Origin of the sequence: Streptomyces xanthophaeus (assembly GCF_030440515.1) — a bacterium.
GTDB lineage: Bacteria > Actinomycetota > Actinomycetes > Streptomycetales > Streptomycetaceae > Streptomyces > Streptomyces kutzneri.
Genome location: NZ_CP076543.1, coordinates 8,159,320 through 8,174,064 on the forward strand (window position 1 = coordinate 8,159,320; position 14,745 = coordinate 8,174,064).

The window sequence follows — 14,745 nt, forward strand, 5'->3', positions numbered from 1 at the left end:
CAGCAGGTGTCTGCACCCCTGGGAGTACTTTTACTTTTCCGGTCATTATCGGGCGGGGTAATCATTGCGGCGACACGGAGTCCACACAGTGTGGGCCCCGATGCACTGCCCCAAAGGAGATATGACATGGCTACTGGAACCGTGAAGTGGTTCAACGCGGAAAAGGGCTTCGGCTTCATCGAGCAGGACGGTGGCGGCGCCGACGTGTTCGCCCACTACTCGAACATCGCCGCCCAGGGCTTCCGCGAGCTGCTCGAGGGCCAGAAGGTCAGCTTCGACATCGCGCAGGGCCAGAAGGGCCCGACGGCCGAGAACATCGTTCCCGCCTGACGCTGACGCGCACTTCGTAGCTGGGGCCCGCATCCTTCGGGGTGCGGGCCTCAGCTGCACGCATTTTCCGCCCCACCCCCCGCCCCGCCCACCCGGTGCCGGCCGCGGGGACGGCGCCCAGGAATCCGCAGTCCTCCGTACGCGGATCACGCCCCGGCCGATACGCCGGTTGTGCGCCTGACGACGTCACCTCTTTTTCCGTACCTGTACCCGCCAGGAAATCCGGCCGGACAGGTTCGCTTCGCATTTCCATTCGGCCCGTTTCTTGCAATTCTCCGCGCAGTGCACGCCCGCGGGAATTCCTTGATATGCGCCGTATCGAGGAAGGTTCCGCATGAACCGCACGCGCACCAACGACCGATTTGCCCGTACGCGCAGCAGCGCAGCCGGATCCGGCAAGAGCGGCGGCCGCTTCGGCGGTTCCGCCCCCAGCCGCTCCGGTGGTCCGAGCCGCTCCGGTGGTCCGAGCCGCTCGGGCGGGTACGGACGCCGGCCCGCCGCGCTGCAGGGTGAATTCGCCCTGCCGAAGACGATCACCCCCGCACTGCCCGCCGTCGAGGCCTTCGCCGACCTCGCCATGCCCGCGGAACTGCTCGCCGCACTCACCGTGCAGGGCCTGACCGTGCCGTTCCCGATCCAGGGCGCGACCCTCCCGAACTCCTTGGCGGGCCGCGACGTGCTCGGCCGCGGGCGGACCGGCTCCGGCAAGACCCTGGCCTTCGGCCTCGCCCTGCTGGCCCGTACCGCCGGACAGCGCGCCGAGCCCCGTCAGCCGCTCGCACTGGTCCTCGTACCGACCCGCGAGCTGGCCCAGCAGGTCACCGACGCCCTCACCCCCTACGCCCGCTCGGTCAAGCTCCGGCTGACCACGGTCGTCGGCGGGATGCCCATCGGCCGCCAGGCCGGCGCCCTGCGCGGCGGCGCCGAGGTCGTCGTCGCCACGCCGGGCAGGCTGAAGGACCTCATCGACCGCGGGGACTGCCGGCTGGACCAGGTCGCGATCACCGTCCTGGACGAAGCCGACCAGATGGCCGACATGGGCTTCATGCCGCAGGTCACCGCCCTGCTCGACCAGGTACGCCCGAGGCCAGCGGATGCTCTTCTCCGCCACCCTCGACCGCAACGTCGACCTGCTGGTGCGCCGCTACCTGACCGACCCGGTCGTCACTCCGTCGACCCGTCCGCGGGCGCGGTGACGACGATGGAGCACCACGTGCTGCACGTGCACGGCGGTGACAAGCACGCCGCCACCACCGAGATCGCGGCGCGCGACGGCCGCGTGATCATGTTCCTGGACACCAAGCACGCCGTGGACCAGCTGACCAGCCACCTGCTGAACAGCGGCGTGCGGGCCGCCGCCCTGCACGGCGGCAAGTCGCAGCCGCAGCGCACGCGCACCCTGGCACAGTTCAAGACCGGACACGTCAGCGTGCTCGTCGCCACGAACGTCGCCGCCCGCGGCATCCACGTCGACAACCTCGACCTCGTCGTCAACGTGGACCCGCCCACCGACCACAAGGATTATCTGCACCGCGGCGGGCGTACCGCCCGTGCGGGGGAGTCCGGCAGCGTCGTCACCCTGGTCACCCCGAACCAGCGCCGCGACATGGCGCGGCTCATGGCCGCCGCCGGCATCACCCCGCAGACCACCCAGGTCCGCTCCGGTGAAGAGGCCCTCAGCCGGATCACCGGCGCCCAGGCCCCCTCCGGCATCCCGGTCGTCATCACCGCCCCGGCGGCGGAGCGGCGTGAGCGCAGCGGACCCTCCGCGCGCAGCCGGCGCCGGCCCGCCGCGGCGGCCGCCCGGCGCAGGCCGGCACGGCAGTCCGCCGCCGACGCCGTAGCGTGAACCCTTCTTCTTCCCCTTGTGAGGCATCATGCGCGTCGTCATCGCCAGATTCCCCTTCGACCTGACCAAGAGCGGGGTGCTGGAGTCGATGAAGGGCGTCAAGCCCGAGCCCGTCGACGGTGAGTCCGTGATCATCGGACGCCGGCACTACCCGGTCAAGCAGGTCGGCCAGGTCATCACCCGCCAGGACCGCCGCGACTTCAGCGCCGCGGAGGTCGTGCGGGCGATGACCCTGCTCGGCTTCACGTGCCGGGGCCTGCCGCAGGCGCCCGCCGCGCCCGCCTCGACGCCCGGCCTGACCCCGCTCCAGCGGGCCTCGGCGATGCTCGGCGAGCCCGAGCCCGTAGCGGTGTCCGTCTGACCGCACAGCACCATCCGCACAGCACGTGAGGGCCCGACCGGCATGTCCGGTCGGGCCCTCACGCGCTGTTCGAGAGAAGATCTCTCATCGTCGAACAAAGAAAATCTATCCCCGTCACGGTAGACATCCGGTTCTGACGTGCCTAGGGTTTGTCGCATACCGCTGATCTAAGAAATGGAGGAGGCAGACGCCATCAGGATCGCCCGGGCAGCAGCACACGGCCCGGGTACCGCACGACCCCCGAACGGCAGGTGGTCCCCGGTCAGGCATTCGCGATCCCCGCACTCCCGCCCGTCTCCCGGGCGCGACCGCGGAAACAGAAGTCGGCGCAGCGCTGAGGCCGACAGATGGTGTTGAATTCCCTTCAGGGCCTTGGTGCCGTACGGCACCAAGGCCCTTCGACGCGTTCTAAGAAGAGGTGCAGATGACAGCGGATGACTCGCTCGGCGGCCGGCTGGACGACGATGACTACCCCGCCTACACGATGGGCCGGGCCGCCGAACTCCTCGGCACCACCCCCGGCTTCCTGCGCGCCATCGGCGAGGCCCGTCTGATCACACCGTTGCGCTCCCCGGGCGGGCACCGCCGCTACTCCCGCTACCAGCTGCGGATCGCTGCCCGCGCCCGGGAGCTCGTCGACCAGGGCACCCCGGTCGAAGCGGCCTGCCGCATCGTCATCCTGGAGGACCAGCTCGAAGAAGCCCAGCGCATCAACGCCGAGTTCCGCCGCGCCGCGACCGCCACGCCCGACGACTCCCGCTGAGCGCCGGCCGCTCCTCGTCCCGCGCCGAACTGCGCCGGAGCCGCAGGCGGGATATCAAAGGGTGTGAAGGCGGGCGCGAGGTCCGACGCACGCCGCCCCGCGGTGAGGAGAACGTCTCGTGGAGTTCGAGGTCAATGGCACCCGGCACGCGGTCGACGTGGACGACGACCCGGCCGCCGTGGACGTGGTGCGGGACCGGCTGGGTCTGACCGGCACCAAACTGGTCTGCGCGGGCGGGGTGTGCGGGGCCTGCACCATCCAGGTCGACGGCGAACCCCGGGTCTCCTGCCTGACCCCGGCGGTCGCGCTCGCCGGCCGGCAGGTGACGACCGTGGAGGGACTGTCCGGCCACCCGGTCGGGCGAGCCTTCGCCGGCGAGGACGCCCTCCAGTGCGGCTACTGCACCCCGGGGTTCGTGGTCGGGGCGGCGGCGTTCTTCGAGCGGTGGCGAGCCGCCCACGGCCGCACCCGGCCGGGGCGGGAGCAGATCGCGGACGCGCTCGCGGGACACCTGTGCCGGTGCGGTGCGTACGAGGGGATCTTCAACGCGGTGGCCGCGGCCTGCGCGGGCGACTACGACACGGCCCCGCCCGCCGGGGAGGCGCCGGCGGTCCCGCGCGTCGAAGCCCCGCAGAAGACCGACGGATCGGCCCGGTACACCACGGACCTGCGCCCCGAAGGCCTGCTGGAAGGCGTGATCATCCGCTCGCCGCACGCGCATGCCCACGTACGCTCCCTCGAAGCCGGGGACCTGCCCCTGGTGCCGCTGCTGCCCCCGGACGGCGTGGTGCGGTACGCAGGGCAGCCGGTGGCCGCGGTCGCGGCGCCGGACCGCGCCTCCGCACGGGCGGCGGCCGCGCGCGTCACGGTGGACTACGAGGTGCTGCCGGCGGCCCTGGACGTACGCCAGGCCCGCACCGGCGAGGGCCCGCAGGTCTACGCGGACAAGGCGTCACGCAAGCGGGCACCGGGTTCCGGCGAGACCCCGCAGCTGGTGCCCGCCCGCTGGCGCGGCAACCTCCGCGGCCCGTCGGCCATGAGCAAACGCCCCGCCACAGCCGTGCGCCGTATCACCGAGGCCCGCAGCCGGAACCCCGAGCGGGTGGTGGAGGGCGTGTTCACGACCGCCGCGCAGACGCACACCCCCCTCGAACCGCACGCCTGTCTGGCCGAGTGGGTCGACGGCACCCTCCACCTGGAGGTGTCCACCCAGTCCGTGAGACACACGGCCGAGCTCGCCGCCGAACACTTCGGTCTGCCCCTCGAACGGGTGGTGGCACGGGCCGTCCACGTAGGCGGCGGTTTCGGCTGCAAGATGGGACTGACCTCCGACGTCGTCGCCGCGGCCGAGCTGGCCCGGCTGCACGGCGCCCCGGTGCGGGTGGTGCTCGACAGGGACGAGGAACTCACCGACGGCGGATACCGGCCCGGCACCCGGATCCGGCTGGCGATGGTCGCGGACGAGGCCGGCGAGCTGAGCGCCCTGGCCATGGACGCGGACAACGACGGCGGCATCTCGGTCGGCGGCACGGTGGCGGCACTGGCCCGGTTCATGTACGGCAAGGCCCCCCGCCGGCTCCGCGACTTCGACACCGTCACCCACCGTCCTCCGGGCGCCCCGTTCCGCGGCCCCGGCGGACCCACGATGTGCTGGGCCCTGGAGCAGGCCGTCGACGAAATGGCCCACCGGCTCGGCCAGGACCCGATCGCCCTGCGCCGCCGCTGGGACGGCAACCCCAAGCGGCACGCCCTCTACGACCGGGCAGCCGCGCTCCCGGTCTGGTCGGGCTCCCGCGGCGGCACCGGCCGCTTCCGCCGGGGCGTCGGCGTCGCGGCGGCCAACTGGATGTACTTCCTCGATCCCGTCACCGAGGTCGAACTCACCGTCGAGGACGGCATCGTCGTCGCCCGCTGCGCCGTGCAGGACATGGGCACGGGCTCGCGCACCGTGCTGCGCCGGGCCGTCGCCGCAGGGCTCGGCCTGCCGGAGGACAGGGTGCGCGCCGAGGTCGGCCACAGCGATGCCGTCCACGGCCCCACCTCCGGCGGCAGCCGCACCACACCCTCCCTCGTGCCCGCCGCCGCGGACGCCGCCGCCCGGCTGCGCGACGCGCTCGGCGGCGATGACGTCGCCGCCCGGCTGGCCATGGCGCACGGCGTACGGGTCACCGGCCGGCGCCCCCGCGACCGCCGGGGCTTCGTGACCCCCTTCACCCTGGGCGGCATCGTGATCGGCCGCGGCTTCACCGGATCGGTGCAGGTCGCCGAGGTCGAGGTGGACACCCGGCTCGGTCGCGTCCGCCCGCTGAGCGTGTGGAGCGGCATCGCCGCCGGCCGGATCCACGAGGAGCGCCTCGCCCGCAGCCAGTGCGAGGGCGCCGTCGTACAGGGCGTCGGCTACGCCCTGTACGAGGAGCGGCGCACCGACCCGGCCACCGGGCGGGTGCTGACCGAGAACCTGGAGGACTACCGCATCCCCGGCATCGGGGACACCCCCGAGATCACCGTCCACTTCCACCAGGAGGGCTTCGAGCACGTGCCCGGTGGCGGGGTCGGCCTCGGCGAGATCGCGACCCTGCCCACCGCGGCCTGCCTGGCCAACGCGGTCCACGACGCCACCGGCTGGCGCCCGTACGACATGCCCATCCGCCCCGACCGGCTCCTGGAAGGACTGCGTACGTGAGCACGGAGACCGCCCTCACCGACCTCTCGGCCGCCGTCCAGGCCCGCGGCGGGGAGCTGCGCGCCGGTGGCACCGACACCACCGCCCGGCAGCGCAGCGGCGTCTCTCCGGGGCCGTTCACCGACCTGGGCGGCATCGGCCACCTGCGCGGCTGCACGCCGCTGCCCGGCGGCGGGCTGCGGATCGGCGCCCTGACCACCCTCGCCGAGCTGGCCGCCGATCTGCGCGTACGCGCCGGCTGGCCGGCCTTGGCCCTGTCGGCCGGGACCGCGGCCACTCCGCAGATCCGCGCCGCCGGCACCGTGGGCGGCAACCTGCTGCAGCGCAACCGCTGTTGGTACTTCCGCAACCCTCACTTCAGCTGCCTCCAGAAGGGCGGCACCGGCTGCCCCGCGCGCGAGGGCGACCACCACTTCGGCGTGGTCACCGGCAACGGCCCGTGCGTCGCCCCGCACCCGTCCACCCTCGCGATGGCCCTGCTCACCTACGACGCCGAGGTCCACGTCCACGGCGAATCCCCGCGCGGTGTCGCCGACTTGTACGGGGACGGCGACCGGCTCTCGCACGCCGACCACCTGCTGCGGCCGGACCGGATCCTCACCGCGGTCGACCTGCCCGCGGCCCTGCCCGGCGAACGCGCCGCCTGCCACCGGGCCATCAGCCGGGCCCACGCCGAATGGCCCCTGGTCGAGGCCACCGCCCGGCTGGTGCTCGACGGCTCCACCGTCACACACGCCGCCGTCGCGGCCGGCGGGGTCGCCCGCGTACCGCTGCGGCTCACGGAGGTGGAGGCCGCCCTGGTCGGCCGCGAGGCCACCCCCGACGTCCTCGCCGCGGCCGCGGCGACGGTCCAGAGCCGCTGCCGGCCGCTGCCGCAGACCGGCTACAAGACCGAGCTGTTCGCCAACACCGTCCTGGAGGTCCTGGAACAGGCCCTCGGCGGCCCGGACAAGGCCAACAAGGCCGACAAGGCCGACAAGGCCTAGTACTCCGGCTGCAGATCGTGATCTTCCGGTCGGACCGGTGCGGAAACGGGTGCGGCCACCGTTGGCCACAGCACAGATCCCGCCCGTCGGCGGGAGGCGTTCGCGGTGGCCGTGGGCCGGATCGCGGGCCGACCCCAGGCGGAGAGCAGTTCCAGCAGTTCGTAGAGCCGACGGCCCCGTTCGGTCAGCGAGTACTCCGTCAGCGGGATCAGGTCGTCGGGTGTGGGACGGTGTGCGTGTTCGTCGGCGCGAACGAAGCCGAGGAAGCCTGCGACCCCCCGCGAATGCAAGCGTTCCCCGACCGGCTGCACCGGTCCAACTACCACCGACCACACGGGCATCCAAGGCCAGACACCCGCCAGCCGCGTCACCAACCCGTCCGGACAACACGCCTAGAGCGCTCGGGACGCGGGAAGGCACGATGGAGGCATGACGATCCGGCGCCCGCTCCGCCAGCGGTACCTCAGGCATCCTGTTGGTCAGTTCGCCGTGGTCACCGTGCTGATGCTCATCCTCTTCGTGCTGGTCAGCCTCGGAGTGGGCTATGTCCTCGATGTCCTTTTCGGCGGCCCCTGGATGGTCTACTGACCTGAGCACCGGTGGTGCGCCGGTCCCGCTCGGACACCTCGCTCCGCGGACTCGGCTTCGTGCCGCTCAGCCGGAGTGGAGGATCCGGAAGCGATCAGGATCCGCCGGGTCACGATCGACGACCTGGGTCGGAGCCCAGGTCCACTGCCGTACGCCGATGCCCGGCGTACGGGAGAACCGGATCTGCCCGCGGGTGCCTTCGACCGCCACGCGCGACCAGGGCCCGGCGGTGCCCGCCTCGTCCTCGCCGACGCGGGCACGCAGCACGTCGGCGAGGACGAGGACCGTGTCGTACCCCTCGAAGGCGACGAAGGAGGGTGCCTGCCCCAGCCGTTCGCGCAGGGCCGTCCCGACACGTGCACCGAGCGGGCCGAGGCGTTCCGGCAGGTAGCGCAGGAACGGGATCGCGGCGCCGTCACGGCCCAACAGCGACGACCATTCGGGGAACTCCGGTTGCCCGGCCGGAGCGCCGATCAGGATCCCGGCGAGGCGCCGGTCGCGGCGGACGGCCCGGACGATCGGCACGGCCGGGTCCGGGTGGCCGACCAGAAGGAGGAGGGCTGTCGCACGGTGGCCGGCGAGCTCGTCGCACACCGCGGCGGGGTCGCGGGTGCGCACGTCGAGTTCGACGACGGCGCCGCCGCGCGGAGCGAGGTACTCCCGCAGGATGCGGACCCCGGACGCCCAGTAGACACTCGGCTGGGTCACCACGGCGATACGGCTGTGACCCGCGCCGAGGAGGAAGTCCGCGTAGATCTGCCAGCCGTGGGACTGCGCCGGGGCGATACGCGCGACCCATTCCGTCGGCTGCTCGGTGAGTGCGTCGAGAACCGCTGACGAGCAGAGGAACGGCAGGCCGAGGGCGTCGGCCCGGGCGGCAGCGGCGCGGGCGACGACGCTGTGGTACTCACCCGCCACGGCAGCCACGCCCAGGCGAGCCAGCTCGTCCACGGCCGCCGCAGCCCTCTCGGGATCGGCCGCGGTGTCCCGGACCACCAGCTCCAGCGGCCTTCCGCCGATCCCGGCTGCGTCGTTGACCTCGCGAACGGCCAGCTCGAGGCCGGCGAGCAGGTGTCGGCCCGCCTCGACCCAGCCGGGCCGGGTCAGCGGAACGAGCGCGCCGATCCGGACGGACGATGCGTCAGTACGTTCCGCCCCAGGCAGCGATGGTGGCGTATGCATGCTTCGGCGTCTCCCGAGGGGCGGTCCGGACACGGTGGGCCGGGACCGCTCAGTGATCGTCAGTGGCGCCGAGCGTAGCCGAGACGGCCTCACCGGCTCCAGCGCGCCCTGCAGCCCGCCGCCGGCCGGGTGCGCGGGCCATCCGGGCGGGGCACAGGGCGCGTACGGCATGGCACCCGGGGCCGCGGCGTCCCGCGGGCGCATGCTGGGTCACCCCGCCCTGCAGGAGAGGCCTGTGAGTGAATCCGGACCACGACTGACCACGACGAGGCCGGTCACCCCCGCGGCGGCCGATGGCATTCCCGCTCCCGGGGTCATCGGCATCGGACTCGCCGCGGTGCTGACTTTCGCGCTCGCCCAGGGCTCGTGGCAGTGGTTCGCCACGTTCATCGGGGTGACGCTCCTTGCGGTGATGCTCGCCTTTCAGCGACGGGCGCAGTGGAGCCCCGACCTCCGCTCGCCGTACATGCGGGGTCTGGTCGCGTACTCGCTGGTCGTCGGCCTGTGCGTGGCGATCGCGCTGGCCCCCCTGCTGCAGCGCCGGGCCTGGCTGTTCCCGATGCCGGGCACGCGCGGCGACTGCGTGCTGATGGGCAGGTACGCGGCCCTCCAGGCGGAGGCCGTGCTCGGGAACCTGGCCGTCAGTGACGGCCCGGCCGTCGCGTTCGCGCGGGAGGACCAGGCCCGCAAGGCAGTTGCCGAGTGCCTGGCGGCCACGACGACGCTGTGGCTGCCGGTGTACGGGGTCGGCGTGGCGGTGCTGGTGGGGGTGTACGCATGGTTCCGCGACCGGGCCCGCGCCCGTTCGGGAAGTGCAGGCCGGACGGATGCCTCGGCCGTGAGCTGATCCGTACGGCTCACCCGGAGAGGGACCCCGTCATGACGCTGTGCCCCGAGGGGATCGGCCTCGTCGGGGACGTCGGCAGTGCCCGCCCCCTTCGGACGGTCCGGCAGGGCTCGCCCGGTCGGGTCGAGGGGATGGTCCGTCCATTGACAGAAGTTGAACGCAGGCCGAGGCTGAGAGCGCTCTCTGTCGTCAACTCATAGGCACGGGAGCGCCGCACCTCCCTCACTGCCAGGTGCCCCCCCACGAGGAGGATCATCATGTTCCATTTATCGAAAGTGCTTGCGTCAGGGCTCTCGGCCCTGGTGGTCGCCGCCGGTCTGACGGCTCTCGGTCCGCTGTCATCGGCAGAGGCCGTACCGGCGACCATCCCGCTCACGATCAAGAACAGCTCGGGTCGCAGCGAGCCGGTGTACGTGTACAACCTGGGCACGCAGCTGACGACCGGCCGACAGGGCTGGGCCGACGCCAACGGCGGGTTCCACCCCTGGCCCGTCGGAGGCAATCCACCCACCCCCGCCCCCGACGCCTCGATCGCGGGTCCGGCCGACGGGCAGACCAAGACGATCCGGATACCCAAGTTCTCCGGACGCGTCTACTTCTCCATAGGCCAGAAGATCGTCTTCAAGCTCAGCACCGGCGGCCTCGTACAGCCTGCCGTGCAGAACCCGTCCGACCCCAACCGCACCGTCCTGTTCAACTGGTCCGAGTACACGCTCAACGATGCCGGGCTGTGGATCAACAGCACCCAGGTCGACATGTTCTCGGCTCCGTACGCCGTGGGCGTGAAGGCGGCCGACGGCACGGTCACGAACACGGGCCGGCTCAAGCCGGGCGGCTACAACGCCGTCTTCACCCAACTGCGTTCGGCCGGCTGGGGCGGATTGATCCAGACCCGGCCCGACGGCACACCGCTGCGCGCGCTCTCGCCCGGTCACGGCATCGAGGCGGGCGGAATCCCCGCCGGTGTGATGAACGACTACATCAACCGGGTCTGGAGCAAGTACAGCTCCTCCACGCTCACCGTGACGCCCTTCGCGAACCAACCGAACAACAAGTACTACGGGCGGGTCTCGGGCAACGTCATGAACTTCACCAACGGCTCGGGAGCGGTGGTCACCAGCTTCCAGAAGCCGGATTCCGACAGTGTCTTCGGCTGCTACAAGCTCCTGGACGCACCCAACGACCAGGTCCGCGGCCCGATCTCCCGCACCCTGTGCGCGGGCTTCAACCGGTCGACGCTCCTGACCAACCCGGCCCAGCCCGACCCGAACGGCGCCAACTTCTACCGTGACGCCGTCACCAACCACTACTCCCGCGTCATCCACGGACAGATGGCCGACGGTAAGGCGTACGGCTTCGCCTTCGACGACGTGGGCGCCCACGAGTCGCTGGTGCACGACGGCAACCCGCAGGAGGCCTTCATGACGCTGGAACCGCTCAACTGACGGCGGTCCCGTACGTGCGCAGCGAGCGGATGCAGATGCGGATGCGGCTGGTCGCTGTGGGGCCGGCTCGCCCGTCCGGCGGGGGCGAGATCGTGCAGGCGCGCGAGCCGGCAGCCACGGTCCCGCCCCTGGCTCGGCAGGACCCCGCCGTCACCGTCCGCGCCCGTCCGGTCGCTCTCCTCGGTCGCCCAGGGCGCTGCCGCCCAGGCGGCGTAATCTGGCTGAACCGCCACAGAACGCGCGTGCGAGTGACACGGTGCGCGGTCCGTGTACCTCGCCGCGCCCACGATCCAGGGAGGCGGCGCGTGACCGATCCGTTCGGCTTCCTCAGGATCCCCCGCGAGGCCGTGCCGGCCCGCCCCGTCGGGCAACGGCTCGGCGACTGGCGCGAGGTCTACGCGGGCCAGGCGCTGCTGCCGCTCGTCTCCCGGCAGGCCGACCGCTGCATGGACTGCGGCATACCGTTCTGCCACACCGGCTGCCCCCTGGGAAACCTCATCCCCGAGTGGAACGCGTACGCCGCCCACGGCGACTGGCATGCCGCGTACGAGCGGCTCCACGCGACCAACAACTTCCCGGAGGTCACCGGAAGGCTCTGCCCGGCCCCCTGCGAGGACGCCTGTGTCCTCACGATCAACGCCGACCCGGTGACCATCAAGAACGTCGAGCAGGCGATCGCGGACGAGGGCCTGCGGCGCGGCTACATGGCGCCCAGACCGCCGGAGAAGCGCAGCGGCAAGGCGGTGGCCGTCATAGGCTCCGGTCCGGCCGGACTGGCCGCAGCGCAGCAGCTGACCCGGGCGGGGCACCGCGTCACGGTCCACGAGCGGGCCGACCGGATCGGCGGACTGCTGCGCTACGGCATCCCCGAGTTCAAGATGGAGAAGGCCCACCTGGACCGCCGCATCGAGCAGATGCGCGCCGAGGGCACGATGTTCACCACGGGCACGGACGTCGGCGGCGCGACCGGTGCCGGGGCGGACGAGCTGCGGAGCCGCTGCGACGCGCTCGTCGTCGCGATCGGAGCCGGCGAGCGCCGGGAGCTGCCGGTCCCCGGCCGTTCGCTGGACGGTATTCACCAGGCCATGGACTACCTGACCTGCGCCAATCGCGTGCGCGAGGGCGACTACCCCGTATCCCCCCTCACCGCCGAAGGCAGACACGTGGTCATCGTGGGCGGCGGTGACACCGGTTCCGACTGCCTCGGCACGGCCTTGAGGCAGGGCGCGGTGTCCGTGCTCCAGCTCGACATCAATCCCGAACCCGGCGCGGGCCGGACCGACGACGAGCCCTGGCCCGTGTACCCGAGGACGTACCGGATCTCCCACGCCCACGAAGAGGCCCGCGGGCGCGAGGGCCGGGACCCCAGGCTGTTCGCCTGCGCCACTCTGCGCTTCGAGGGGGACGCCGCGGGCCGGGTACGGGCGCTGCACCTGACCGCCGTCGAGCCGGTGGCCCGCAGCCCGCTGGCCGGCACCGAGCAGGTCATACCGGCCGGCCTGGTCCTGCTGGCCCTCGGCTTCTCGGGCCCCGAGCGGGCCGGTGGACTGCGCGGGCAGTTGGGCCTGGACCTCGACGAGCGCGGCAACTTCGCGCGCGACGCCGGCTTCGCGGCGGCCGGCGGGCGGGCGCCGGGAGTGTTCGTCGCGGGCGACGCAGGCCGGGGGCAGTCCCTGGTGGTGTGGGCCATCGCGGAGGGCCGCGCTGCGGCCGCCGCCGTGGACCGCTACCTGACCGGCTCCACCTGCCTCCCGGCCCCGGTCGCCGCGCATGACCGGCCGATGACGGCTCTGGGCCGCATGCGGTACGGACTCTGAGCGCTCCCCCGCGCGGTGGACGGCAGCGCCTGCGGCTGTCCGTCAGCGCTCGCCGTCAGTGCTCACGCCCGGGCCGGCGCCTTTCGTGCGGGGACCCGCTGTCGTCGCCCGGCCGGTCCAGACGGGCGGCCTCGTCCGTGTCCGCCGCCCGCACGGCCCGTAGATCCGGTTCGCCCGTGCGGGGCGCCGTGGAGCGGGGCGCGACGTGCGGTGCCCTGCGCCGGCTCTGCTCGTCGTCGTGGTCGTGGAGCGGGGCGCCGCCGGCGCCTCCCTGGTCGTCCATGGCGGATCCTTCCCGTACGTCGGAACCCCCCAGTCGGCGCGTGCCCCGAGCCCGGCCCCGGAAACCCGTGGATCCGAAGAAAACGGAGGAACCGGAGAAACCGGAGAACACAGAGGAAACGGTCCCGTCGTCGACAGGTGGGGGACGGGCCGTGGCGCCACCGTAGGCTGACCGGGTCGTTTCTGCTCGTCGCTGATCGGAGCTGCCGTCATGCTGACCGCCCTGACGGGTGTTTTCGGGGATCGCGCGGACGCTGTCGGCGTCGCGGGTCGCACTGCTTCCTACGAGGAACTTCTGGGTGCAGCCGGTGCGGTGGCCGCCGACCTGGCCGCCCTCGGCCCGGTGCGCGCGTTCGCGGTGACCGCTACCGCCTCGCTCGAGACCGTCGCCGCGGTGGTCGGGGGACTCCTTGCCGGAGTGCCGTGCGTGCCGCTGCCTCCCGATGCCGGGCCCGCCGAACGTGATCACATCCTGCGGGACTCCGGCGCCCGTCCCATCGAGGTGGACTTCGCCCGCCGGGCACCCGCCGCATCGGCCGTACCCACCGTGCCGGAGGCGGTGTCCGAGGATCCCGCGTTGATCCTCTACACCTCCGGGACCACCGGCGCCCCCAAGGGCGTGGTCCTCGGCACCGCCGCGATCACCGCCGACCTGGATGCGCTCGCCGATGCCTGGGAGTGGAGCGCGGCGGACACGCTCGTCCACGGGCTGCCCCTGTTCCACGTCCATGGGCTGGTCCTGGGTGTCCTCGGGGCGTTGCGGACGGGGAGCCGCCTGGTCCATACGGGCCGGCCGACGCCGGAGGCGTATGCGGAGGCTGCGGAAGCCGGGGGGAGCCTGTACTTCGGGGTGCCGACGGTGTGGTCGCGCATCGCGGCCGCCCCGCAGGCGGCGGCCGCCTTGTCGAGGGCCCGGTTGCTGGTGTCGGGAAGCGCTGCCCTGCCCACGCCGGTCTTCCGCGATCTGGAACGGCTGACCGGGCACCGGCCGGTGGAGCGGTACGGGATGACGGAGACCCTGATCACCGTGAGCGGGCGGGCGGGCGGTGAGGTCCGCCCCGGCGCGGTAGGCACCCCGCTCACGGGAATCCGTACGCGTATCGCCGCCGAGCCGGGCGCCGAGATCGGTGAGCTCCAGCTGGTGGGGCCGACCTTGTTCTCGGGGTATCTGGGCCGGCCGGAGGCGACGGCCGCCGCCTTCACGGAGGACGGGTGGTTCCGCACGGGTGACATCGCGGCCGTCGACGGGGACGGTGTGCACCGGATCGTGGGCCGTGCGTCCACGGACATGATCAAGTCGGGTGGCTACCGGATCGGGGCGGGTGAGATCGAGAACGCGCTGCTGGACCATCCGCGCGTGAGGGAGGCGGCGGTGATCGGTGTTCCGGATGCCGACCTGGGGGAGCGGATCGTCGCGTTCGTCGTCGCCGAGGGGGTCACGGGCGCCGAGTTGACCGATTTCGTCGCCACGCATCTGTCGGTGCACAAGCGGCCGCGCGAGGTTCGTTTCATCGCCGCGGTTCCGCGCAACGCGATGGGCAAACCGCAGAAGCGGCTCCTGCTGGACGCGGAGTAGGGGCGGGAGCAGGCCCGGAGGCGGGGGCATGCGCAG

At 72.6% G+C, this 14,745-nt stretch carries 12 protein-coding genes and 1 pseudogene; 11 read left to right on the top strand and 2 right to left on the bottom strand.

Translation table 11 applies throughout. From position 1 onward, the window contains the following. The first annotated feature begins 126 nt into the window (after positions 1 to 126). From KO717_RS36920 to KO717_RS36950, 7 genes and pseudogenes are all read left to right on the top strand, one after another. The gene (locus KO717_RS36920) at positions 127 to 330 is read left to right on the top strand and encodes a cold-shock protein (protein WP_004986771.1); all 204 of its coding nucleotides are present in this window, start codon (positions 127 to 129) and stop codon (positions 328 to 330) included. A gap of 334 nt (positions 331 to 664) precedes the next feature. Further along, a pseudogene (locus KO717_RS36925) lies at positions 665 to 2,179 on the top strand (DEAD/DEAH box helicase). A 28-nt stretch (positions 2,180 to 2,207) separates the two neighbouring features. Continuing rightward, entirely contained in the window at positions 2,208 to 2,540 is a 333-nt protein-coding gene (locus KO717_RS36930) for an SCO5918 family protein (protein WP_301374224.1), read from the top strand. Positions 2,541 to 2,964: 424 nt separating this feature from the next. After that, a complete protein-coding gene (locus tag KO717_RS36935) occupies positions 2,965 to 3,303 on the top strand; it encodes a MerR family transcriptional regulator (protein WP_301374226.1) in 339 nt (112 codons plus the stop codon). A gap of 118 nt (positions 3,304 to 3,421) precedes the next feature. Continuing rightward, entirely contained in the window at positions 3,422 to 5,986 is a 2,565-nt protein-coding gene (locus KO717_RS36940) for a molybdopterin-dependent oxidoreductase (RefSeq protein WP_301374228.1), read from the top strand. Then, positions 5,983 to 6,972: an FAD binding domain-containing protein gene (locus KO717_RS36945; protein ID WP_301374230.1), complete on the top strand. Its 990-nt coding sequence runs from the start codon at positions 5,983 to 5,985 to the stop codon at positions 6,970 to 6,972. Before KO717_RS36940 ends, KO717_RS36945 begins: the two co-directional genes overlap by 4 nt. A 429-nt stretch (positions 6,973 to 7,401) precedes the next feature. After that, on the top strand, positions 7,402 to 7,560 hold the full coding sequence (locus KO717_RS36950) for a hypothetical protein (protein ID WP_301374232.1): 159 nt from the start codon (positions 7,402 to 7,404) through the stop codon (positions 7,558 to 7,560). Between the two features lie 66 nt (positions 7,561 to 7,626). On the opposite strand, the gene KO717_RS36955 is transcribed toward KO717_RS36950, so the two are convergent. Further along, the gene (locus tag KO717_RS36955) at positions 7,627 to 8,742 is read right to left on the bottom strand and encodes an ABC transporter substrate-binding protein (protein WP_301374234.1); all 1,116 of its coding nucleotides are present in this window, start codon (positions 8,740 to 8,742) and stop codon (positions 7,627 to 7,629) included. A 235-nt stretch (positions 8,743 to 8,977) separates the two neighbouring features. On the opposite strand from KO717_RS36955, the gene KO717_RS36960 reads away from it, so the two are divergent. From KO717_RS36960 to KO717_RS36970, 3 genes are all read left to right on the top strand, one after another. Next, entirely contained in the window at positions 8,978 to 9,589 is a 612-nt protein-coding gene (locus KO717_RS36960; RefSeq protein ID WP_301374236.1) for a hypothetical protein, read from the top strand. A 257-nt stretch (positions 9,590 to 9,846) separates the two neighbouring features. Further along, the gene (locus tag KO717_RS36965) at positions 9,847 to 11,034 is read left to right on the top strand and encodes a glycoside hydrolase family 64 protein (protein ID WP_301374238.1); all 1,188 of its coding nucleotides are present in this window, start codon (positions 9,847 to 9,849) and stop codon (positions 11,032 to 11,034) included. A 305-nt stretch (positions 11,035 to 11,339) separates the two neighbouring features. After that, on the top strand, positions 11,340 to 12,851 hold the full coding sequence (locus KO717_RS36970) for a glutamate synthase subunit beta (RefSeq protein ID WP_301374240.1): 1,512 nt from the start codon (positions 11,340 to 11,342) through the stop codon (positions 12,849 to 12,851). A gap of 55 nt (positions 12,852 to 12,906) precedes the next feature. On the opposite strand, the gene KO717_RS36975 is transcribed toward KO717_RS36970, so the two are convergent. After that, the gene (locus KO717_RS36975) at positions 12,907 to 13,134 is read right to left on the bottom strand and encodes a hypothetical protein (protein WP_301374241.1); all 228 of its coding nucleotides are present in this window, start codon (positions 13,132 to 13,134) and stop codon (positions 12,907 to 12,909) included. Between the two features lie 210 nt (positions 13,135 to 13,344). Here KO717_RS36975 and KO717_RS36980 point away from each other — a divergent pair, with 210 nt between their 5' ends. After that, positions 13,345 to 14,709, top strand: a complete 1,365-nt coding sequence (locus KO717_RS36980) for an AMP-binding protein (protein ID WP_301374243.1) — start codon at positions 13,345 to 13,347, stop codon at positions 14,707 to 14,709. Positions 14,710 to 14,745 lie beyond the last annotated feature (36 nt).

What these genes read in the sequence shown, in the direction of transcription:
- KO717_RS36955 (WP_301374234.1), bottom strand. Translation starts at nt 8,742, where the DNA reads ATGCATACGCCACCATCGCTGCCTGGGGCGGAACGTACTGACGCATCG.
- KO717_RS36965 (WP_301374238.1), top strand. Translation starts at nt 9,847, where the DNA reads ATGTTCCATTTATCGAAAGTGCTTGCGTCAGGGCTCTCGGCCCTGGTG.
- KO717_RS36930 (WP_301374224.1), top strand. Translation starts at nt 2,208, where the DNA reads ATGCGCGTCGTCATCGCCAGATTCCCCTTCGACCTGACCAAGAGCGGG.
- KO717_RS36920 (WP_004986771.1), top strand. Translation starts at nt 127, where the DNA reads ATGGCTACTGGAACCGTGAAGTGGTTCAACGCGGAAAAGGGCTTCGGC.
- KO717_RS36980 (WP_301374243.1), top strand. Translation starts at nt 13,345, where the DNA reads ATGCTGACCGCCCTGACGGGTGTTTTCGGGGATCGCGCGGACGCTGTC.
- KO717_RS36950 (WP_301374232.1), top strand. Translation starts at nt 7,402, where the DNA reads ATGACGATCCGGCGCCCGCTCCGCCAGCGGTACCTCAGGCATCCTGTT.
- KO717_RS36975 (WP_301374241.1), bottom strand. Translation starts at nt 13,134, where the DNA reads ATGGACGACCAGGGAGGCGCCGGCGGCGCCCCGCTCCACGACCACGAC.
- KO717_RS36935 (WP_301374226.1), top strand. Translation starts at nt 2,965, where the DNA reads ATGACAGCGGATGACTCGCTCGGCGGCCGGCTGGACGACGATGACTAC.